Source organism: Micromonospora sp. WMMD558, assembly GCF_049315255.1.
Classification (GTDB): Bacteria; Actinomycetota; Actinomycetes; order Mycobacteriales; family Micromonosporaceae; genus Micromonospora.
Window position 1 is genome coordinate 5,204,959 of the sequence record NZ_CP186061.1, and the last position, 19,715, is coordinate 5,224,673.

The 19,715-nt window shown below is 67.8% G+C and carries 20 protein-coding genes; 6 read left to right on the plus strand and 14 right to left on the minus strand.

Annotated features, from left to right (window positions below):
• Positions 1–13: 13 nt before the first annotated feature.
• The 4 genes from ACN26Y_RS24815 to ACN26Y_RS24830 form a co-directional block, all read right to left on the minus strand.
• Positions 14–1,024: an ABC transporter permease gene (locus tag ACN26Y_RS24815; protein ID WP_422733604.1), complete on the minus strand. Its 1,011-nt coding sequence runs from the start codon at positions 1,022–1,024 to the stop codon at positions 14–16.
• The gene (locus ACN26Y_RS24820) at positions 1,024–3,558 is read right to left on the minus strand and encodes an ATP-binding cassette domain-containing protein (protein ID WP_422733605.1); all 2,535 of its coding nucleotides are present in this window, start codon (positions 3,556–3,558) and stop codon (positions 1,024–1,026) included. Before ACN26Y_RS24820 ends, ACN26Y_RS24815 begins: the two co-directional genes overlap by 1 nt.
• 19 nt (positions 3,559–3,577) lie before the next feature.
• The gene (locus ACN26Y_RS24825) at positions 3,578–4,297 is read right to left on the minus strand and encodes an SDR family NAD(P)-dependent oxidoreductase (protein WP_422733606.1); all 720 of its coding nucleotides are present in this window, start codon (positions 4,295–4,297) and stop codon (positions 3,578–3,580) included.
• Between the two features lie 227 nt (positions 4,298–4,524).
• Positions 4,525–5,676: a substrate-binding domain-containing protein gene (locus tag ACN26Y_RS24830; RefSeq protein ID WP_422733607.1), complete on the minus strand. Its 1,152-nt coding sequence runs from the start codon at positions 5,674–5,676 to the stop codon at positions 4,525–4,527.
• Between the two features lie 429 nt (positions 5,677–6,105).
• Here ACN26Y_RS24830 and ACN26Y_RS24835 point away from each other — a divergent pair, with 429 nt between their 5' ends.
• From ACN26Y_RS24835 to ACN26Y_RS24855, 5 genes are all read left to right on the plus strand, one after another.
• Complete coding sequence (locus ACN26Y_RS24835) at positions 6,106–7,014, plus strand: alpha/beta hydrolase (RefSeq protein ID WP_422733608.1); 909 nt, start codon at positions 6,106–6,108, stop codon at positions 7,012–7,014.
• A 49-nt stretch (positions 7,015–7,063) separates the two neighbouring features.
• Complete coding sequence (locus ACN26Y_RS24840) at positions 7,064–8,704, plus strand: flavin-containing monooxygenase (protein WP_422733609.1); 1,641 nt, start codon at positions 7,064–7,066, stop codon at positions 8,702–8,704.
• 86 nt (positions 8,705–8,790) lie between these two features.
• Positions 8,791–9,561 carry an SDR family NAD(P)-dependent oxidoreductase gene (locus ACN26Y_RS24845; RefSeq protein ID WP_422733610.1) on the plus strand — a complete coding sequence of 257 codons (771 nt, stop codon included), beginning with the start codon at positions 8,791–8,793 and terminating at the stop codon, positions 9,559–9,561.
• Positions 9,542–9,820 carry a glutaredoxin family protein gene (locus tag ACN26Y_RS24850; RefSeq protein WP_422733611.1) on the plus strand — a complete coding sequence of 93 codons (279 nt, stop codon included), beginning with the start codon at positions 9,542–9,544 and terminating at the stop codon, positions 9,818–9,820. Before ACN26Y_RS24845 ends, ACN26Y_RS24850 begins: the two co-directional genes overlap by 20 nt.
• Positions 9,821–9,938: 118 nt before the next feature.
• Positions 9,939–10,313 (plus strand): NAD(P)H-binding protein, encoded by a 375-nt coding sequence (locus ACN26Y_RS24855; protein ID WP_422733612.1) that lies wholly within the window; start codon positions 9,939–9,941, stop codon positions 10,311–10,313.
• A 158-nt stretch (positions 10,314–10,471) separates the two neighbouring features.
• Here ACN26Y_RS24855 and ACN26Y_RS24860 read toward each other — a convergent pair whose 3' ends face one another.
• The 3 genes from ACN26Y_RS24860 to ACN26Y_RS24870 all read right to left on the minus strand — a co-directional run bounded on the left by ACN26Y_RS24860 (position 10,472) and on the right by ACN26Y_RS24870 (position 13,731).
• Positions 10,472–11,224, minus strand: a complete 753-nt coding sequence (locus ACN26Y_RS24860) for a DDE-type integrase/transposase/recombinase (protein ID WP_422733613.1) — start codon at positions 11,222–11,224, stop codon at positions 10,472–10,474.
• Between the two features lie 154 nt (positions 11,225–11,378).
• The gene (gene ltrA, locus ACN26Y_RS24865) at positions 11,379–12,809 is read right to left on the minus strand and encodes a group II intron reverse transcriptase/maturase (protein WP_422733614.1); all 1,431 of its coding nucleotides are present in this window, start codon (positions 12,807–12,809) and stop codon (positions 11,379–11,381) included.
• A 622-nt stretch (positions 12,810–13,431) separates the two neighbouring features.
• Entirely contained in the window at positions 13,432–13,731 is a 300-nt protein-coding gene (locus ACN26Y_RS24870; protein WP_422733615.1) for a transposase, read from the minus strand.
• A gap of 64 nt (positions 13,732–13,795) precedes the next feature.
• Here ACN26Y_RS24870 and ACN26Y_RS24875 point away from each other — a divergent pair, with 64 nt between their 5' ends.
• Positions 13,796–13,996: a hypothetical protein gene (locus ACN26Y_RS24875; RefSeq protein WP_422733616.1), complete on the plus strand. Its 201-nt coding sequence runs from the start codon at positions 13,796–13,798 to the stop codon at positions 13,994–13,996.
• Between the two features lie 262 nt (positions 13,997–14,258).
• On the opposite strand, the gene ACN26Y_RS24880 is transcribed toward ACN26Y_RS24875, so the two are convergent.
• The 7 genes from ACN26Y_RS24880 to ACN26Y_RS24910 all read right to left on the minus strand — a co-directional run bounded on the left by ACN26Y_RS24880 (position 14,259) and on the right by ACN26Y_RS24910 (position 19,711).
• A complete protein-coding gene (locus ACN26Y_RS24880) occupies positions 14,259–15,020 on the minus strand; it encodes a sulfite exporter TauE/SafE family protein (protein WP_230688757.1) in 762 nt (253 codons plus the stop codon).
• Entirely contained in the window at positions 14,996–15,436 is a 441-nt protein-coding gene (locus ACN26Y_RS24885; protein ID WP_155332583.1) for a methylmalonyl-CoA mutase family protein, read from the minus strand. The genes ACN26Y_RS24880 and ACN26Y_RS24885 overlap by 25 nt, the downstream gene beginning before the upstream one ends.
• Complete coding sequence (locus tag ACN26Y_RS24890) at positions 15,433–16,269, minus strand: NAD-dependent epimerase/dehydratase family protein (protein ID WP_422733617.1); 837 nt, start codon at positions 16,267–16,269, stop codon at positions 15,433–15,435. Before ACN26Y_RS24890 ends, ACN26Y_RS24885 begins: the two co-directional genes overlap by 4 nt.
• A gap of 79 nt (positions 16,270–16,348) precedes the next feature.
• Positions 16,349–17,278 (minus strand): dihydrodipicolinate synthase family protein, encoded by a 930-nt coding sequence (locus ACN26Y_RS24895; protein WP_422733618.1) that lies wholly within the window; start codon positions 17,276–17,278, stop codon positions 16,349–16,351.
• Positions 17,275–17,895 carry a thiamine pyrophosphate-dependent enzyme gene (locus ACN26Y_RS24900; RefSeq protein WP_230688758.1) on the minus strand — a complete coding sequence of 207 codons (621 nt, stop codon included), beginning with the start codon at positions 17,893–17,895 and terminating at the stop codon, positions 17,275–17,277. The genes ACN26Y_RS24895 and ACN26Y_RS24900 overlap by 4 nt, the downstream gene beginning before the upstream one ends.
• Before the next feature lie 21 nt (positions 17,896–17,916).
• On the minus strand, positions 17,917–18,540 hold the full coding sequence (locus ACN26Y_RS24905) for a thiamine pyrophosphate-binding protein (protein WP_155332587.1): 624 nt from the start codon (positions 18,538–18,540) through the stop codon (positions 17,917–17,919).
• Between the two features lie 73 nt (positions 18,541–18,613).
• Positions 18,614–19,711: a mandelate racemase/muconate lactonizing enzyme family protein gene (locus tag ACN26Y_RS24910; RefSeq protein WP_155332588.1), complete on the minus strand. Its 1,098-nt coding sequence runs from the start codon at positions 19,709–19,711 to the stop codon at positions 18,614–18,616.
• Positions 19,712–19,715: the final 4 nt, after the last annotated feature.

Consider the following 19,715-nt stretch of genomic DNA (forward strand, 5'->3'; position numbering starts at 1 on the left):
GCAGGCCCATGCCTCAGGCCCGCTTGAGGTGGTGCTGGATCATCGGGATGCCCGCGCGAATCAGCACGACCGCGAGGAGGACGCATGCCTGGATGATCAGCTGGGTCGGTTCCGGCAGGCCCATCGACCGCAAGAGCTGGCCGAGCTGGGTCAAGAACAGAGCTCCGATCCCGCTGGCGACGACGGCGGCGCGGCCGCCCGTCAGGGCGGTACCCCCGAGGACCACCGCCGCTATGGAGGCCAGAAGGTAGCTGTCGCCGAAGAACAGCGGCGGCGTCGTGACGTAGCCGGTGTAGAGCACCGCAGCCAGGCCGTACAGGACACCTGCCCCGCCGTACGCCGCCGTCTGGTACAGCCCGACCCGGAAGCCCGCCGCGGCGGACGCACGCTCGCTCACGCCCACCGCGGTGAGTTTGCGACCGATGATCGATCGCTGGACGGTGAGAGCGGCCAAGCAGAAGATGACGGCTGCTACGAGCAGCGTGCTCGGAACTCCGAGGATCTTTGCCTTGGTGAAGTCGGCCAGGCCCTGCGGCGCGCCGGCGGGCGTTCCGGACGACAGCTGGAAGGTCAGCCCTAGCAGGAATGCGTTCATGCCCAACGTCGCGACGAGCGGCATGACGCGGGCGCGGGTCACGGCGAGGCCGTTGACCACGCCGGCGACGCCCGGAAGAACGATCGCGGCGGCGATGGCGAGTGCCGCCGGCCACCCGTACCACTGCGGCAGTCCCGAGGCCAGGACGGCGCCGAAGGCCAGCATGCCAGGCACGGACAGGTCGAGGCCGCGCTGCTGAACGACGAGCGTCTGTCCGGCGGCCGCGATAGCCAGGATCGACGCGAACGGCAGCATGCCCACCACAGCGGCGTAGTCGAGGCTGCCGGGAGCGACGACCGGGCTCACGAGGAAAAGGGCTAGTGACGCGACCCAGATCGCGCCAGATCCTCCCGCGAGGAGCCGCTTCCACGGCGGATTGGTACTTCTGTCCTCGGCAGCGACCGCCGGTACCACGGTGCGGGTACTCATCATGCTCTCCTGGCTCCGCGCAGCTGGGCGTAGAGCACAGCGGCGCCGACGGTGATGATTCCGGGGAGGAGGTACGACCACGCTCCGGAGAGCCCCAGGAACGTGGGGGCGCCGAGGATCTGCGCGACCAGGACAGCCGCGGCGAGGATCCCCACATAGGAGCCGCGTCCGCCGAAGATGCTCGCCCCGGCGAGCACGACGACGGTGACCGACGACAGGGTGAAGGAGAGGCCGGGCCTACCGTCGCCGATGCCGATCTGCGAGATGAGGACGACCGACGCCGGCAGGACGAGCAGCGACGTGAGCAGGTAGGACCTGCGGCGGGTTCGGCCGACGTCGATGCCGAGCCGCTGCGCCGCGTCGCTGCGGGACCCGACGGCCCGCAGCTCGACGCCCCACCGCGACCGGCGCAGCAGCCATTCGAGCAGGAGCGCCGCGACGACGGCGAAGATGGCGGCTACTGGCACGAAACCGCCAACCCGTTTCATGACATGCCTCGTCACCTCGGTCGCGAAAGCACCGCCGGGCGTGCTGCGGAGGGTGAACAGGGTTCCCTGCAGAGCCAGCGCCACAGCGAGTGTCACGACGACCGGGCTGACGTCGAACCTCGTCGTCAGGACTCCGTTGAGCAGCCCAACGGCGATGGCGGCGAGCACCATGAGCGCGATGCCGAGGCCGATGTTGCCGTCCCTGATCACGAAGAAGGACGCGATGACGACGAGGAAACTCATCATCGGGCCGACGGACAGGTCGATGCCCGACCCCATCACGACCGTCTGTTGAGCGGCTCCGACGAGGACGAGGATGGACGCCGTGAAGAGGATGTTCCCGAGGTTGAAGGTGGAGAAGTACGCGGGGTTCTGCGACCCGATGATCAGGCCAAGGAGTGCGATGACGAGGGCGAGGACGGCAGCTGGGGCGTAGTCGCCGCGCAGCCAGCTGCGGATCCGGCCCGACCGAGTGCTCCGGTCCGTTCCCCGGTCCCGGATCACCGTCGACGTCAGAGCCGCGTGGGCGATCTCGGCCTCTGTGACCTGGTCGCCCTCCAGCTCGGCTATGACGCGCCCGCGGGACATGATGAACACACGGTCGCAGAGCCCTTCGAGCTCGATGCCGTCCGAGGAGAGCATGACGACGGCGGCGCCGTTGTCCGCCGCGGCACGGAGGATCTGGTAGATGTCAACGCGGGCACCGGCGTCCACCCCCTGGGTGGGCTCCTCCGCGAGCAGCACCTTCGGCCCGGCGAGGAGGGTGCGGGCGAGGACGACCTTCTGCTGGTTGCCACCCGACAACGAGGAAACCGGGGTCCGCCACGACGGGGTTTTGATCAACCGCCGGCCGATCTGCTCCTTCGACACCTCGGCGATTCGGCGGTCCTGGACGAATCCCGCGCTCGAGACGTCGCGCAAGGTTTTCATGACGACGTTCTCGCCGACGGTGAGCGGCAGGAACACACCTTCGCCGTGCCGGTCGGACGGGACATACACCGTGCCGGCGGCGGCAGCGGCGGGGCTGCTTCCCGTCGTGACCTGGCGGCCCGCGATCTCCACCCGTCCGGACGCGGGCTCCAGGCCGGCGAGAGCCCGGATCAGGTGCTCCTGGCCGTTGCCCTGAACCCCGGCCAGGCCGACGATCTCGCCGGCCTTCACGGTGAGGGACACGTCGTGGAAGTGCCGTCCGGTCAGCCCGCTGACGACGAGGCGCTCCTCCTCGCGCACCGCGCCGGTTGCCGACCCCTTGGCGGGGAACACCGTGCCGAGGGCGCGACCGACGACGAGTTCGACAATCTGTGTCTCCGTGACGGCGTCCGCGGAGAAGACCCCGCGCACCTGCCCGTCGCGAAGGACCGTGAGGCGGTCCGCGATTTCCTTCACCTCGGGGATCCGGTGCGAGATGTAGACGACGGCGGTGCCGGCCGCGGCAAGCTCGCGCACCCGTTGGAAGAGCCGGTTCACCTCGTCCTTGTTCAGGTGCTCGGTCGGTTCGTCAAGGATGAGCACCTTGGGCTTGAGCACAAGGGCCTTGGCGATCTCCACGATGAATCGCTGCTCGACCGACAGGTCGGCGATCCGGGCGCGGGCGTCGATCCCCATCTGCCAGGGGTCCAGTGCTCGTTGCGCCCACGTGGGCGCGGCCCGGAGGCCGCCACGGGTCGTACGACCGGCCCCGATCGCCATGTTTTCGGCGACGGTGAGGTCCGGCAGAAGCGCTGGGTCCTGCCGGACGATGGCCAGCCCCAACCGGCGTGCCTCGTCCGGAGAAGCCGCGCTGAGCGGGGCTCCGGCGATCCGCACGGCGCCCGCGTCGGGCGCCAGCGCGCCGGAGGCAACCGCCATGAGGGTCGACTTCCCGGCGCCGTTCTCGCCGACGAGTGCGTGCACTTCTCCGGCGAGGACGGTGAGGTTGACGTCGGACAGGGCGCGGACGCCCGGGAACGTCTTGACGATCCCCGTGAGCTCGAGCCCAGGAGGCATCGCCGCCGTCGGGTCCGCGGCCGCCCTGGGTGTGCTCGCGGTGGACTGGATCTCGGTCATTCGCCTGAGACTCCGTTCTTCACTGGGCGAGGTATCCGCCGTCGACGACGAGCTCGGATCCGGTCACGAAGCTGGACTCGTCGCTGGCCAGGAAGACGGCGGCGTAGGCGATTTCTCGCGGTGTCCCGGCCCGTCCCATCGGCGTCATCCCGACCACGAACTCGTTGACCTCCGGCGCCTGGGCGTCCGTCAGCGGTGTCGCGATGAAGCCGGGGTGCAGGCTGTTGATCCGCACGCCACGGGAGGCGTACGTGATGGCCGCGTTCTTCGACATGTTGCGCACCGCTCCCTTCGTCGCGTGATACGCGTGGGCGCCGGCGACCGCGGCGTTGCCCCAGATGGACGAGACGTTGACGATCGACCCCGAGCCGTGGCTCAGCATCGAGGGCAGGACCGTGCGCATCCCGAGGAAGACACCGGTCTGGTTGACGGCGACGACCCGGTCCCAGTCGGCGCGCGAGAGGTCATCGAGCAGTTGGTAGGCGATGATCCCGGCGTTGTTCACGAGGACATCGACCCGACCGTGCCGGGCGATCACGTCGCCGACGACGCGGTGCCAGTCGTCCTCCTCCGCCACCTCGTGCTGGTGGTACTCGATCTCGTCGTTGAAGTGGTGCCTTTGCGACTGGCTGGTCGCCACGACGGTGGCGCCCTCCTCGGCGAAGAGTTCGGCGATGCCCCGGCCGATGCCGCGCCCGGCGCCGGTCACGATCGCTACCTTGCCCTTGAGGCGGTCCATGGCGGTTCTCCTAAACGGTGTGCGAGCCCGCGTCACTGCGAGCTGTGGGTGGCGGCTGTCGCGTCGCCGTGCGAGCGGCACGGGTGCGGCGCGACGAGAAGTCCAGGGGTTTCCGCCCGCACGGGTGGCCGGAAGGCCGCAGCGGACGGGCGCGCGGCGCGCGAGCGGTGGCACGACCGGGCCGGGCCGTGCGCCGGACCCCGCAGGATCCGGCGCCCGATCCCGCGTCACTGCTTGAACAGGGCCTGCAGTTGCGCGACCGAGAGTCCGGAGGACAGGATCGCGTCGTTGGGCAGGCTCTTCTCGCACTTGGGCTGCTTGGCCTGGTCGGTGCTGTCTTCGATGATGTCGAGGTTGTACGTGGACGGCTCGTCGTTGGTGATGCCGTTGTACGCCGCGAGGCCCTTGTGCAGCGCCGGAACGACCACCCAGTTGCGCGACGACATGGTTGCGATCTGGAAGGTCGGCTGCCTGTCCTTGTTCTCGTGGTAGAGGCACGCGAACTGGTTCGAGTCGTTCGCCGACCACACGGGCAGCCTCCTGCCGGACTCGAGGAACGCCTCGATCCCGCCGACCGAACCACCGCCGTAGTCGGCAACCACGCCATCGATCTGGCCGAACTTCGTGATCAGCCCGGCCATCACCTGCTTGGTCTTGCCGGGCTCCCAGCTCGTGTCGACCGGCACGTCACCCATCTGCTGGTTGAGGATCGTGATGCCGGGATTCTCTGCCGCAGCCCGCTTGACGCCCTTGTAAACCGCCGCGGAGTAAGGATTTCCAGCCTGGCCACCGGTCATGACAAGCTTGCCCTTACCGCCCATTTTCTTGATCGTCCAGTTGGCAAGACCGTAGCCATATGTGTCGACGTTTTCGGAGACACAGTCGACGTAGTCTTCGCCGGGCGTGCCGCCGGGGCAGGCAACGATAGATACGAATTTAACCCCGGCTGCGGACGCGGCCTGGACCGTCGGCAGAAGCGCCTCGCCCGCGTCGGCGAACGACACGATAACGTTGACGCCCTGCGCGACGAGACCATTGATGTCAGCAATCGCCTTCTGCGGGTCCGCCTGGGCGTCGGTGTAAAGCACACTGGTGATGTTGGAGCACTTCTTCGCCTCGGCCTCGAAAAGGGCACGAGTCGTCTTCCGCCAGGAGTTCCCTCCGAAGCCATCGGCGAGGGCGACCTTGATGGGCTTGGTGCCGCAGAACTTCGCGACGTCCTGGATGTCGGCCTGGACGCCTTCCCTGCCAACGGCGACGGCGCCGGCTGATCCGCCTGATGCGGCCTGCCCGGTGCCGCTGCCGGAGCCGCAGGCGACCAGCAGGAGGGCGCTCACCGCGGCGAGCGGAATGGTGGTGCGCTTGAGCATGGATGACATGGAACTCTCTTTCTTGAGGGGACGGGCCAGCCGCTGCCGAGGGCTGCGATGCCCCCGGGGCGGGCCGAGAGCTGGAGCGGAACTCAAGACTGGAGCGAAACGTCAGTCGTACTCGTGCAGTGGGTTTGCGGGAGCTCTCACGGCGGTCGTAGCGGCGAGTGTTCCCGAGCGACAACCCTTGCGGTGGCCGGTGTTTCAGAGTGAGACACGGAGTCGTGACGGCGGGACTTTAGGTCGGCCAGGCGGCCACCAGGAAGCGCCTGTTTCAATGTGAGACGCAACGTTTGGCGTATCGAATTGAGACGCCCCATGGAGTGTCGCGGACCCGTCGAACCTGGTTGAGTGCCCGACCAGCGGGCCATTCGGTCCGACGCCCTGAGACCGCGCAGCGTATGCGGTCAATCCGATTTGCAGGACGAGGAGCCGCACATGTCGCCACCGAAGCCGACCGATCTCCTGGGAGAGATCTACGCGCATTGGAACGACGAGCTGAGCAAAATCCCGGATCCCTCGACCGAGCTGCTGCGTCTCGTCTTCGATGATTGGCAGCGCGCGACCGCCGAACCCGAGGACGTCACCTACAAGTCCACATCGATCGGCGGAGTGCCTGGCATCCTCGTCACGCCGCTGGTCAGTGATCCGAAACAGGTCCAGCTGTTCTTCCACGGCGGCGGATTCGCGCTCGGTTCGTCAGCCAGCCACCGGAAGCTCGCGGGTCACCTAGCCAAGGCCTCCGGCTGCACGGCGTTCGTGCTCGACTTCCGGCGGGCTCCGGAAGCCAAGTTCCCCGCCCAGATCGACGACGGCGTCAGCGTCTACGAAGCCCTACTGGCGCAAGGGCTTCGGCCGCTGGACATCACGCCGGTCGGCGACAGCGCCGGTGGGAACCTGGCGATCAGCCTGGTCTTCGAGCTCAAGCGCCGGGGACTCCCGCTGCCCTCCCAGGTCATGACGATGTCGCCCTGGCTCGACATGGAGAACGCCGGCTCCACCATCGAGACCAACAACGACACGGACTTCCTCATCGCGCGCGAAGGGCTCCAGGACAACATCGACCGCTACATCCTCGGGGCCACCTCTCCGACCGACCCGATGGCGAACCCGCTGTACCAGGACTTCGATGGCTTCCCTCGGCTGTTCATCACCGCCGGCGACATCGAGTCGCTCTTCGAGGACAGCGTGCGGCTCAACGAGCTGGCCGCCAAGGCCGGCGTCGACGTCACATTCTCCATCGGTAAGGGCCAGCAGCACGTCTTCCCCTTCATGGCCGGTAACGCGACCCGGGCCGATGAGGAGATCGAGCGCATGGCCGCCTGGTACCGCGCCGGTCGCGGTTGACCCTCCGATGCCTCCGCGATCCCGCACCGACACGAAAGGCAAGATCGGCATGACCTCGGACAAGGTTGTCACCGACTACGACAGCATCGTCATCGGCGCCGGCTTCTCGGGCCTGGCGATCCTCCACCACCTGCGCGAGATCGGGCAGCGCACGCTGGCCGTTGACGGGGCCGCCGGCATAGGCGGCACCTGGTGGATCAACCGCTACCCGGGTGTCCGTACCGACAGCGAATACCCCTACTACTCCTTCTCGTTCTCGAAGGAGGTTCGAGAGGAGTGGACCTGGAGCGAGCGCTACCCCACTGGCGCCGAGGTGCTCCAGTACCTGAACTTCGTCGCCGACCGACTGGACCTGCGAAAGGACATCCGGCTGGGAGCCTTCGTCGAGCGCGCGGTCTACGACGAGACGGCAAACGTCTGGACGGTCCACCTCAAGGGCGGCGAGACCCTCACGACGAAGTACCTGATCTCGGGCATGGGAGTGCTGTCCCAGCCGATCTGGCCGAGCATTCCAGGACGCGAGCGGTTCAAGGGCCAGTTGGTGCACGCGGCTCGCTGGCCGCACGACGGGGTGGACCTCAAGGGCAAGCGGGTCGGCCTGATCGGCCTCGGCGCCTCCGGCATCCAGATCGTCCCCACGATCGCGCCCGAGGTCGGCGAGTTCTTCGTCTTTCAGCGCCAGCCCAACTTCATCGTCGAGACGAACAACCCCAAGGTCACCGACGCGGAGATGCGGCGGGTCCGCGAGACGTACGACCAGATCTGGGAGCGGGCTGCTGCCCACCCCTTCGGGGTCGACATGGTTCCCGCGGAGTACAGCGCGCTGGAGGTCTCACCAGACGAGCGCGAGCGCATTTTCGAGAGCAAGTGGGACGAAGGCGGCTTCCACTTCGCCAACGAGTGCTTCAACGACCTCGCCACCAACCACGAATCGAGCGAGCTTGCGTCGGAGTTCATCCGAAAGAAGATCCGTCAGATCGTCAAGGACCCGGCGACCGCTGAGCTGCTCTGCCCGAAGGACTACTCCTTCAACGGCAAGCGCGTCCCGACGGGATTCCGCTACTACGACGCGTTCAACCTTCCGCACGTCCGCCTCGTCGACGTCAAGACCACACCGATCACCGAGATCACGGAGGCTGGCGTCAAGGTCGGCGACACCGTATACGAACTCGACGTCCTCATCTGCGCCACCGGCTTCGACGCCATGACCGGCACCCTGACGAACGTCGACATCGTCGGCCGGGACGGCCAGGTGCTCCGGGACAAGTGGGCCGGGGGCATTCGCAGCAACCTCGGCATCTCCATGAACGGCTTTCCGAACCTCCTGCTGTCGCTCGGTCCGCAGACGCCGTACTCGAACCTTCCTGTCCCGATCCAGCTAGGCGCCCAGTGGATGGCGCGGGCCATCGACTACTTCGAGCGCAACGGGATCCCGGCGATCGAGGCGACGCTCGAGTCCGAGCAGTGGTGGGCCCAGGAGGTCGACCGTGCCGGGAAGGCAACCGTGATGTACAGCGAGGGGCAGAAGGCCAAGGCGTGGTTCTTCGGCGAGAACGTGCCGGGCAAGTCGCGGCAGTTCCAGGTCTACATGGGCGGCGGCCAGGTGTACCAGCAGTTCTGCCGCGACGCTGAAGCCGATGGGTACCGCTCGTTCCGGGCGGCCGACAGCGCCGAAGCTCGCCCGTCCTGACACGCACGCCCAGGTCCGGGCCGGCGACGCGATCCCGATCCGCGTCGCGGGCCCGGACCGCCCTTACCGCGAGAGGTATCGACACAATGGACAGACTGAACGGCAAGGTTGCGGTCGTCACCGGTGCGGCGTCCGGAATGGGCCGGGCCACCGCGGAGCTCTTCGCCATCGAGGGCGCCGACACGGTCCTCACCGACCTCAACGAGCAGTCCGGCAAGCAGGCAGCCGAGGCAATCCGTGCCGCCGGAGGCAATGCGGCCTTCTACCCCATGGACGTCACAGACGAGTCCAGCGTGGCAGAGGTCTACTCCCGCGTCGGTGCAGAACACGGAACGATCGACGTACTCGTCAACTGTGCGGGGATCATCGGCGTGGACAAGCCCACGCACGAACTCACCGAGGCGGACTGGGACGCGCTGTTCGCCGTCGACGTCAAGGGCGTCTTCTTCTCGACCAAGCACGCCGTGCCCTACATGATCGCCCAGCGGTCGGGCTCGATCGTCAACTACTCGTCGATCTACGGCGTGATCGGAAACGAGGAGTTCTCCGCGTACCACGTCGCCAAGGGCGCGGTGAACATGCAGACCCGGCAGGACGCCGCCGTGTACGGGCGGTACAACATCCGGGTCAACTCGGTGAACCCGAGCACCGTGCTGACTCCTCTCGTGCGGGCGATCGCCGACGAGTTCCCGGGTGGCCTCACGGAATACGAGAAGGTCAACACCGCGAACCAGTCGATCCGTCGTCTCGGCCAGCCGATCGACGTCGCCCACGCCTGCCTCTTCCTCGCCTCCGACGAATCAGCCTGGATCACCGGAGTCAACCTGCCCGTCGACGGTGGCTTCCTCGCCCGATAGGAGCTTCGGCAATGACCGACATCACCGTGTACGGGAAAAGAGCTGCGCCGACACCATCCGGTCGCGTGCACTGCTCGCATCGCTCGACGTTCCCTACGAGTTCGTTGACGTTGAGGCCGACCCGGCCCGGTGGGCGACCGCCGAGTCCATCAGCGGCAGGGCGAGCCTCCCCGTCATCGTCTTCCCCGACGGCAGCCACCAGGTCGAGCCGGTGGACGGGGACCTGCGCGACCGTCTCGCGCGGCTGCGCCTCATCTGATCAACGTGGCCGCCGACCGACAGTGCGGCTCGGCGGCCGGCGGCCGGCCGCACAACGACCGCCCTCATCACATCCACGCAGAGGAGTACCGATGCAATGAACCACGCTGGTCGTCGGCGTGACCGGAATCGCCGGAAACAACTGCGCAGCTGCCCTACTGGAGGCCGGTCACCGAGTGGTGGGTCTCTCCCGCCGGGTCAACCGCCGTGTGCACGGTGTCGAACACGTCACCGCCGACGTGCTCGACCGCACGCAGATCAAGGATGCCGTGGCCGGCCAGGGCATCACCGACCTCGTCTTCGCCACCTGGCGGCGCCACGACACCGAGGCCGAGAACTGCCGCGTCAACGCGGCGATGCTCCGCAACACCCTCGAGGCGGTCGGGTCGACGACACAGCTGCGGCACGTCACCCTGGTAACCGGGCTCAAGCACTACCTCGGCCCGTTCGAGGCGTACGGGAAGACTCCCGCGGAAACGCCGTACCGCGAGTAGCAGGCGCGGCTGCCGTACCAGAACTTCTACTATGACCAGGAGGATGTCCTGACCGCAGAGGCGGAGCGGCAGGGCTTCGCCTGGTCGGTCCACCGACCAGACACAATGATCGGGTTCGCCTTGGGCAACGCGATGAACATGGGTGTGACGCTGGCGATCTACGGCACGATTGCCGGGCCACCGGTGCTCCATTTGTCTTCCCGGGCAGCCCGCAGCAGTACAACGGTGTCACGGACATCACCGATGCGCGGCTGCTCGGACGGCAGGTCGCCTGGGCGATGGCCGAGCCGGCGGCGGCCAACCAGGCGTTCAATACAGCCCCCCCGGTCGGAGCGGTGGATCAGTTGGCCGTCGCGGTTGTCGCGGAACCAGATGCCGTATTCGAGGGCGCCGAGGATCAGGTCGGTGTCGCAGCGATCGGAACATCGCCAGCCCACGATGCGGTTGGAGAACGCATCCCGCACGGCAGCGAGCCAGAACACGCCCTGCCCGCAGGGGATGCGGGTGGCGTCGGCGACCCATAGCCGGTTCGGTGCCGCAGCGGTGAACTGCCGGTTGACCAGGTCCGGTGCCGGTGTCGCCTTCGGGTTCGACCGGGTCGACGGGATGCGCACTTCTTGCGCAGGAACGCCCCCTGCAGACCTTGCTCGCGCATCAACCGCTCGACCCGCTTGCGACCCACCTGGCGGCCTTGCCGGCGCAGCATGGCGTGCACCCGCGGCTGCCGTAGGTGCCACGCGACACGTCGTGAATCTCGCGATCTCCACCGCCAGATCCGCATCGTCGCGTCGCCGTGGTGACGTGTTCGCCGCCTGGGTCAGCCAGCCGTAGTAGGTGGAGACGGCCACGCCGATGACCCGGAGGACGGGCTCGACCCCGAAGCGGTCGCGCAGCTCGTCGACGAGCGTCACGACCGTCGCCGGGGTCGGGTCGGTGAAGTCGGCCCGCAGCGCAGTTCCGATCTTTGGTCGGTCTGTTTCTGCGGGCCGCTTCCCGAACCCGGCGTGCACCTTTCAATGCACCGGGCTCTCCACAAGTCCCGTGCGGGGTCGCGGTGTCTCGTCGTTAGGTGGTTGGCCAGGGAGTGGGGATGTTCGCGCCGCGGTAGAGGTACCGAGTGGTGCTCAGTTTCTCTGGGTCGAACAGTTCCCGTTGGCCGTGGGGCCACCATCCGCCGTCGCAGTAGCGGCGGCGCAGTTCCTTCCAGGTGGTCCGGCGGTGTTTTCGGCGGAGCCATCGCCAGACCGTCTGCCACAGGTAGTGGCTGAGGTAGGCGAAGGTCGCCGACGATACGCCGGGCCGGAAGTAGGCGCACCAGCCCCGTACCGCTTGGTTGAGCCTGCGGATCAGGTCGTCCAGCGGCTGGTTCACCTCGACCTGCCGGCATAGGGTCTTCACCTTGGCCATCACCGCTCTGAGTGACTTCTTGGCTGGATAGGTGTAGATGAAATGCCGGGTGGTCCCCCTCTTGCGATGACGCTGGATGCGCCAGCCGAGGAAGTCCATTCCCTCGTCGATGTGGGTGATCAGGGTCTTGGTCTCTGACAGGCGCAGGCCCATCGTGGCCAGGACCCCGGCGATCTCTTCCCGCAGCGCTTCGGCGTCCGCCCGGCTGCCTTTGATCATCAGGCACCAGTCGTCGGCATACCGGACCAGCTTGAAGTTCGGCAGGCCGCGCCGAAGCCGCCTCGCCTTCTCGACCTTGCTGGTGGACGGGCCACCGGGGCGCTGGGCGACATACTCGTCCAGCACCGACAAGGCGATGTTGCTCAGCAGCGGGGACAGGATCGACCCTTGCGGGGTGCCGGCGTTGGTCTCCCGCAGTTGGCGGTCCTCGCCGAGGATGCCCGACTTCAGGAACGCCTTCACCAGGTCCAGCACGCGCTTATCGGCGATACGGCCACGTACCCGGCCCATCAGGGCGGCGTGGTCGATCTCGTCGAAGCAGGCCTTGATGTCACCTTCCACGACCCACTCGTAGCTGCGTGGTCTGGTGGCCAGGTAACGGATTTCGGCCACCGCGTCATGGGCCCGGCGTCCCGGGCGGAACCCGTAGGAGCACGGGAGGAAGTCCGCCTCGAAGATCGGCTCCAGCACCAGCTTCAGTGACGCCTGCACCACCCGGTCGGTGATCGTGGCGATCCCCAGCCGGCGCAGCTTGCCACCGGGCTTGGGGATCATCCGCTCCCGAACCGGCACCGGCCGGAAACTGCGATCCTTCAACGAGGTTCGCAGCATGTCGAGGAACTCCTCGACGCCGACCCGCAACGCGATGGACAGCGCCGTTCGGCCGTCCACCCCAGCGGTCTTGGCGCCCTTGTTGCTCCGCACCCGATCCCACGCCACCAACAGGAACGCGGGGTCGGTGACGAGGTTGAACAGGTCGTCGAACACGCGATGAGGATCATCACGAGCCCAACGGTGCAGCTTGGTCTGGATCCCCAATACCCGGTCTTCGGCCCGGAACAGGGCCGACTCCAGCTCGTCGGTATTCACCGGCGACAACCTCCTGGCATTCCAGCATCCGTACTGCTTGACTTGCTGGCCCCCTTTGCCCTGCGTCCGGCTCTCCCGGACCCCGACGGCGGGTCGTCACGCCCGCGACTACTACGAGGCCTCCGCCCCGACCAGCCACCCATCAGCGGCAACTCACCTGCCCACGACGGTCCTGGATAGACAGTCAGCGGGCGGGCAACCGGTCGGTTCCCACGTTCACTCATCGATCGATCGGCCAGCGAGGTGCCCAGCTCTACTCCGGCAGCATCGCCACGGTTACGCCGCAGACCTTCACCGCGGCCTCCCCACCGCTAGAGCTACACGGCTTCGGAGTCGACCACCACATGATCGTGGTGGTCGTGCACTGCACACCGGCCCAGATCCACCAGGTTTCGAGCCGGCTTCGCTGTTACGGAGCTTCAACCACTGGTTCACTCGCGTTACACCTTCTGGCCTCGCCAAACGAGCCCGCACCGTCTGGTAGTTCCGGCGCGCCCCGCCTTCGTCAGGGCCGCTTGCCACCCTCACCGCCGTTGCGCGGATCGGGCTGCCCTCAGGCTTCACCAAGCCGCTGCGACGGCCCGGCGGAGACGGTCTCCCACCACCTCTCGATCAATCAGCGCTACGTGGCGCACAGTTCCGAGGCGAAAAAAGCCGACGCGGCCTTCAAGATCTCATTCGCCCGCTTCAACTCGGCGTTCTCCCGCCGCAGCCGGCGCAGCTCCCCCAGCTCCCTGGTCGTCGGCCGGTCGTCGCGCTGACCGCGGTCGGCTTCGTCCTGGCGGATCCAGTTGCGCAACGCCTCGTGGTGCACCCCAAGCTGCCGTGCCAGTTGGCGGATCACCGGCTTCGGGTCCGACTCCCGATACAAACGCACCGCACGTTCACGCAGCTCATCGGGGTACTTCTTCAGTGCTGCCACGGATGACTCCCTTCAGCTACATCAGAGCATGATCGAAAGCCTCCGAGCTACCGGGGGAACCTCAATGGAAGCCGACGACCTGCCAGCACTGCACGCCTACGTTCACGACCTGCGGATGGACCTGCCAGCCGTCGTCGCCGGCCTCACCCTGCCCTACAGCAACGGCCCGATCCAAGGCGCCAACACCAAGGTCAAGTTCCTGAAACGGCAGATGTACGGCCGAGCCGCATTCCCGCTCCTGCGACAGCGGATCCCGCTCGCATAGCACCGCGACCACCGTCTCCGTGCCAGAGCCGAAGATCGGACAGTCCCATTGCCGGCCGCCGTTTCGGACGCCGCTGGTCGGGCCGGGGTAGACGTGGCGCGGCCACCGCGCGATCGTCTATGTGATGTGGACGAGCCCCAAGATCTTGCGGTGGCCGCAGGCCACAACGTGGATCGCTACGGCTGGAGGGGGAGCGTCCTTACCGTTCTGTTCGCTCGGACCGCCTCGCGGCGTACCGTCGCGCTTTCCTCGAGTCGAAGCTCTATGTCGCGGCCTTGACGAGCAGGGCCTTGACGAGCAGGGCCGTGGCGGCACATGCGGCGATGGCGAGCACAGCGGGCCGGATCCTTCCCGAGTCGAGGCGCCTACGCAGCGGGGCCGCCAGTGCGAAGCCGACCGCCACGAACGGGAGCATGAGCAGGCCACCAATGACCGAGCGCCGTTCGAGATGATTGGCCAGTTGCAGCATGCTCAGTGAGCCGGCCGCGCCGACTACGAAGAACGCCGAAAGTGTGGCGCGCAGCTTGGCACCGCCCGCCCGCTGGTAAATGAGCGCCATCGGCGGGCCTCCGATGGCAGCTGTGGTGGCGGTGACTGCGGCGACGCCGCCCGCGACGGAGAGGGTCAGACGCGTGCGGGGCACGTCCACGGGAAGCAGGCTGATGCCCACGGCCACCAGCACGGTCATGGCGACCACGGCCTCCATACCGCGTCCGGGGAACGCGGCGATCAGCCAGACTCCGCAAATCGTGCCGGGGAGGCGGCCGAGCAGCGCCCAACCCAGGCCGGGAAAGTCGATGTGCCTCCACTCCCTGACCAGGGTCAGCAGCGGCAGCACCGTGCTGACGACCAGCAGCGACGCGGGCATCAGGGACGGGTCGGCGACGGTGATGACCGGTGCCGCCACGACGCCCAGGCCGAAGCCCACACTGCTCTGTACGAGCGCGCCGACGCACGCTGCGATCCCGACAACGAGCAGCAGTTGGTAGCTGAACATCGTCAGTAGGAGGTGCTCGGCGTCCACGGCCCGTGGGCACTGCGGAGCCGGGCGACCATCTCCCCCACGGTCGCGTCTGCGCGAATGGCGTCGATACATTCGGGCATGAGGTTGTCGCCGGCCTGGGCCGCGGCGGTGAGGTCGACGATGGCGGCGACGGCACGGGCGTCGCGGCGCTCCCGCAGCGCGGCCAGCGAGTGCACCTGGGCCTCCTCCAGCGCGGGGTTGACCCGTGACACGTCGAGCGGCTCGGTCCGGGCCGGGAACCGGTGGACGCCCACCACTATCGGCTCACGAGTCTCGACCTCGCGGGCGTACGCGTAGGCGGCACCGGACAGTTCCCGTGTCTGGGTTGTTTGTAGGAGGAAAGCCGCCGGCGGTGGGGCTGGGTCCGTCTTCGCCACAGCGGCACTATCCACGGTGGTCGTCGTCACGTGGATCATCGATTGCGTTCGTTGGGTCCGATGGCGCTAGTGCGGATGGGACGTTGTCTGTCGAGGGTGTAGGCAGCGGTCGCGAGGACCCCGCCCTGGACCTCGTCGGTGGCTGGCTCCCAGGTCGCCCCACCGAGGTGGTCCTCGGCCCTGTCGCTCGGGTGGTAGCCGATGGCGCGGCCGGCCTCACGGTCCCACCATCCCAGCTGGTTCGCCGAGACCCCATAGAAGGTCGCGTACGTGAGGTCGGGGGTTGACATTGCCGCGACGAAGGCGGCCGTTGCGTCTCTAGGGCTGAGCCAGGTGTGGCGGTGTCGAGGCTCGGTGGGACGAGGCCGGCAACTTCCGATGCGCAGGCACGCCACTTCAAGGCCAAACTTGTCGGCGTAGAGTCTGGCCACGGCTTCGCCCGCAACCTTGCTGACGCCATAAAGCCCATCGGGGCGTACTGGCATGTCCGGACCCACCGGTACGGTCGTAGGGTAATAGCCGGTGACATGGTTGCTGCTGGCGAAGATGACGCGCGCAACGCTTGCCCGCCGGGCCGCCTCGAACACGTGGTAGGTACCGACGATGTTGACCTCGGTGAGGTCCCGGAAGTCGGCCTCGTCGGCTATTCCAGCGAGGTGGATGACGCCTTGGACGCCGGCCATTGCCTCGGTGAGGCCGGGCAGGTCCTGCAGGTCCAGGCTGTAAACGCGCTCGTTTGGCGACTCGGCGGTCAGCGGCTTGATGTCAAGCAGCCGCAGGCCCGGCACGACGGGGCGTAGTCCGGTACGCAGAATTCCACCGATCTGCCCAGCGGCCCCGGTGAGCAGCCACTCGCCGTCCAGCCTTGTCATCTTGCCTCCCATGGGTGGGGCGTCGCCGGCACGGCGGTCGCCGGAGCGGGTCGGCGCGGATACGGCTCGGCCATCGGTGTCAGTCGACCGGTCGCAGCCAGGTCAGCAGCGCAGGGTCAGCGGCCAGCCTGGCATCGAGCGTCGCGCGGTGCTCGGGTGACAGGGCCGGCAGCGGGGACCGGGGTGCTCCGCCGGGTAGCCCACGCCGGTCAAGCAGGTGCTTCGCGGACGCGATGTAGGGCAGCCCGGCCGTCGCGGCCTGCAACCGCGCGACGGTGAGCTGCAGGTCCCGGGCTTCGGCGAGGCGTTCCTGGCGGTGCGCCGCGACGATGGCCGCGAACAGTTCGGGGACCACGTTGGCCAATGTGGACACCGCGCCCGCGGCGCCCATCGTCAGGGCTCCCAGCAGCAGGACGTTGTTTCCGGTGTACACGACCGGCGGATCGGGCTGGGACAGGTAGGTGGTGATCCGGGCGAGCGAGTCCCCGGTGTCCTTGAGCCCGCACAGGTTGGGGATCTCGCGAATCATTTTGATCACGAGGTCCGGGCCCAGTGCGTAGCCGGTCCGGTCCGGGTTGTCGTACACGTAGTGGGCGCAGTCCGGCGCGGCCTGCGCGACGCGGGTGAAATGCTCGAGCTGGGACTCCGGCGTGTACGGGAAGAACAGCGGCGGTAGCGACGCGATCGCGGTGGCTCCGCATCCGGCCGCGTGGCGGGCTAGCTCCGCCGCCGTTGCGGTGTCCACGGCACCGCAGTGCACGACGACGGGCACCCGGGACGAGACGATCTTGAGCGCCGTCTCGGTGAATGCCTTGCGTTCATCCGCCGAGAGCAGAAGCCCCTCCCCCGAGGTGCCGAGGATGAACAGGCCGTCGACGCCGCGGCTGATCTGGAAGTCGATCAGAACGGCCAGTGCGGTCTCATCCGGCTTGCCATCGGCGCCGTATGGCGTCAGGAGGGCGGAGAGAACGCCCTCGGCGTGCGGTGGCGCTGTCGTGCTGCTGGTCATGCCTGTCCTACCTTGCTCTGCTGAAGGGCGCGCATCACGTTGCGGGCCTCGTCGCCCATCCGGGTGAACTGCGAGTCGGGGGTCTCCTCCTGGAGGTTGTCGCCGGACCACTGCGTCCTGTCCGCGGCGTCCTTGTCGATGTCCAACCGGATCAGGCACGGTCCGGGGGCGGCGAGGACGGTGTCGAGGTCGGCGGCGAGCGCAGCGGCGTCGGGGTAGCTGTGCGCTGCCGCGTAGCCGGCGGCGCTGGCCAGTCCCGTCCAGCTGATCCGATCGGCGGCGGGCAGCGCGAAGTTGGCGCCTCCCTCGAACCAGACACCGTTGTCGAAGACGAAGTGGTACAGGTTGCTCGGCCGGACCCCGGCCACCGTCACCAACGACCCAAGCTGCATGAGCAGACTTCCGTCCCCGTCGAGCAGGAGCACACTCCGGTCTGGTTGGGCGATGGCGATGCCCAGACCCAACGCCGAGGCGCCGCCCATCAATGGGACGCAGCTCAGGTTGAGGGGGCTCGGAGACAGCCGCGGGAACTGCCGCAGCGAGGACATCGTCGAGATGACGACGGCGTCCGGCGGCCGGTTGGCCGCGATCACTGACGCCGCCTCGGCCGTGCTCATTGCCATTTCCTGGACCCCCTGTCAGCGCTTCGCGTCGTGGACTTGTGCCGTGTCAGGCGTACCGCCCGCGCCGTTGTGATCGCTCGTCGCACTGCCGGGCCAGGCGGTGTAGGTGCCGACCAATGCCGCGGAGGGCCACTGCCGCTCGTGCGACAGTCGGTACGCCTTGCTCAGGTTGCCGACGTCCTCCGGTCGCTCGCACGGGAAGTACGGGATGTCGAGGGCGTCGAGGATGCGCTCGCAGTTGCGGACCAGCGGTCGCGCGGACTCCTGCGGCGGCCTGCCGAGGTTGGCGTACTCCCGCCCGAACTGCCCGATCATCATGAACAGCGGCAGGCGCGCGTCGATACCCACGGCACGGATCGCGTTGAGCGAGGCGTAGAGACCTTGGTTCTGCATCATGACCATCGGGCGTGCTCCGCCGATGTGCAGCCCGGCCGCCATCGTCACGGCTTCGTCCTCGGTGCACGTGTAGATCAGCTGCGGGTGCGCCGGGTTCGCCTCCAACGCTCGGTAGACCGACAGCATCACGTAGTCGGGGACGGTGACCACGTGGGTGATGCCGCAGTCGAGAAATTCGCGGACCGCTGCGTCCGGGTCGAGCTGATGCGTCGGCGGACGCAGGTCCGGCTGGTCTACATTCATCGCCACACCTTCCTCAGTGAACGCGGTTCGGTCGTCGGAGCCGTCGGCGATGCCGAGTGGAGCGGGGTGCGAGTCACGGGCGCGACGTCCCCGTTACGCGCGTCAGGCGGTCGGTGGCGAAGGCCAGCCCATGCCCGGCTGGCGTGTCAGCGCGCACGCCGTCGCTGGTCAGCGTGACCCCGCTGGGCCGGGACAGCGCGCTGAGCGCGTCGAAGGACGCGGAGTCGATGTCCTCGACCAGCGCCGGCAGGGGCAGGCAGAGGGCGAGCTGTCCCGAGATGTCCGGCAGCAGGTGCGGCATGACGGGGATGTCGAAAGTCCGGGCGAGCCGGGTGATGCGAAGGAAAGGGGTGATCCCGCCGACGCGGCAGACGTTGGGTTGAACGAAGTCGCATCCGCCGGCGACCAGCAGATCCCGGAACTGGCGTTCGGTGTAGAGGCTCTCACCGGTGGCGATGGGAATGTCGATCGCCTGACGCAGGTGTGCGTACCCCTGGGTGTCGTCGGCGGGCAGCGGCTCCTCCAGCCAGTGGATGTCGAATGCGGACAGGGCCTTCGCCGCGCGACGGGCGGCGGGGACGTCCCACAGCTGGTTCGCGTCGATCATGAGCATCCGGTCGGGCCCGATGATGCGGCGTACCGTGGCGACCCGCTCGATGTCCTCGTCCAGATCGGGCCGGCCGACCTTGATCTTGAATCGGGTGTGTCCGGCCGCGACCCAACGGCGCGCCTGTTCCTCGAGCTCCGCCATCGGCAGGTGCCGGTTGACGCCGCTGGCGTAGACGGGCACCTGGTCACGTTGCCGTCCGATGAGGTCGACGAGGCTCGACCCCGCCCGCTTCGCCGCCAGGTCCCACAGCGCGATGTCCACGGCGGCGATCGCCAGGGTGGTGACACCACCGGCGCCCGCCTCGCGTAGCCGCCACCACAACCGGTCCCACACGGCGGCGGGCACCACCGGTCCGCCCTCGACGAACGGGCGGCAGTCCTCCTCGATCATCGTCTGGATGGCGAGGGCGCCGATCTGGGGGGTCCAGGTGAAGCCCTGTCCGACCAGGCCGTCGCTGCTCTCCAACTCAGTGACAATCAGGTACTGGCAGGTCACGTCGATGTCCCACGGTTGCGACATGGGCAGCCGGTACGTGCTGGCGGTCAGGCGGTGCACACGCATGAGG

Coding starts and splice junctions, on each gene's coding strand:
- ACN26Y_RS24815 (WP_422733604.1), bottom strand. CDS start 1,024: ATGAGTACCCGCACCGTGGTACCGGCGGTCGCTGCCGAGGACAGAAGT.
- ACN26Y_RS24820 (WP_422733605.1), bottom strand. CDS start 3,558: ATGACCGAGATCCAGTCCACCGCGAGCACACCCAGGGCGGCCGCGGAC.
- ACN26Y_RS24825 (WP_422733606.1), bottom strand. CDS start 4,297: ATGGACCGCCTCAAGGGCAAGGTAGCGATCGTGACCGGCGCCGGGCGC.
- ACN26Y_RS24830 (WP_422733607.1), bottom strand. CDS start 5,676: ATGTCATCCATGCTCAAGCGCACCACCATTCCGCTCGCCGCGGTGAGC.
- ACN26Y_RS24835 (WP_422733608.1), top strand. CDS start 6,106: ATGTCGCCACCGAAGCCGACCGATCTCCTGGGAGAGATCTACGCGCAT.
- ACN26Y_RS24840 (WP_422733609.1), top strand. CDS start 7,064: ATGACCTCGGACAAGGTTGTCACCGACTACGACAGCATCGTCATCGGC.
- ACN26Y_RS24845 (WP_422733610.1), top strand. CDS start 8,791: ATGGACAGACTGAACGGCAAGGTTGCGGTCGTCACCGGTGCGGCGTCC.
- ACN26Y_RS24875 (WP_422733616.1), top strand. CDS start 13,796: ATGGAAGCCGACGACCTGCCAGCACTGCACGCCTACGTTCACGACCTG.
- ACN26Y_RS24885 (WP_155332583.1), bottom strand. CDS start 15,436: ATGATCCACGTGACGACGACCACCGTGGATAGTGCCGCTGTGGCGAAG.
- ACN26Y_RS24890 (WP_422733617.1), bottom strand. CDS start 16,269: ATGACAAGGCTGGACGGCGAGTGGCTGCTCACCGGGGCCGCTGGGCAG.
- ACN26Y_RS24895 (WP_422733618.1), bottom strand. CDS start 17,278: ATGACCAGCAGCACGACAGCGCCACCGCACGCCGAGGGCGTTCTCTCC.
- ACN26Y_RS24900 (WP_230688758.1), bottom strand. CDS start 17,895: ATGAGCACGGCCGAGGCGGCGTCAGTGATCGCGGCCAACCGGCCGCCG.
- ACN26Y_RS24905 (WP_155332587.1), bottom strand. CDS start 18,540: ATGAATGTAGACCAGCCGGACCTGCGTCCGCCGACGCATCAGCTCGAC.
- ACN26Y_RS24910 (WP_155332588.1), bottom strand. CDS start 19,711: ATGCGTGTGCACCGCCTGACCGCCAGCACGTACCGGCTGCCCATGTCG.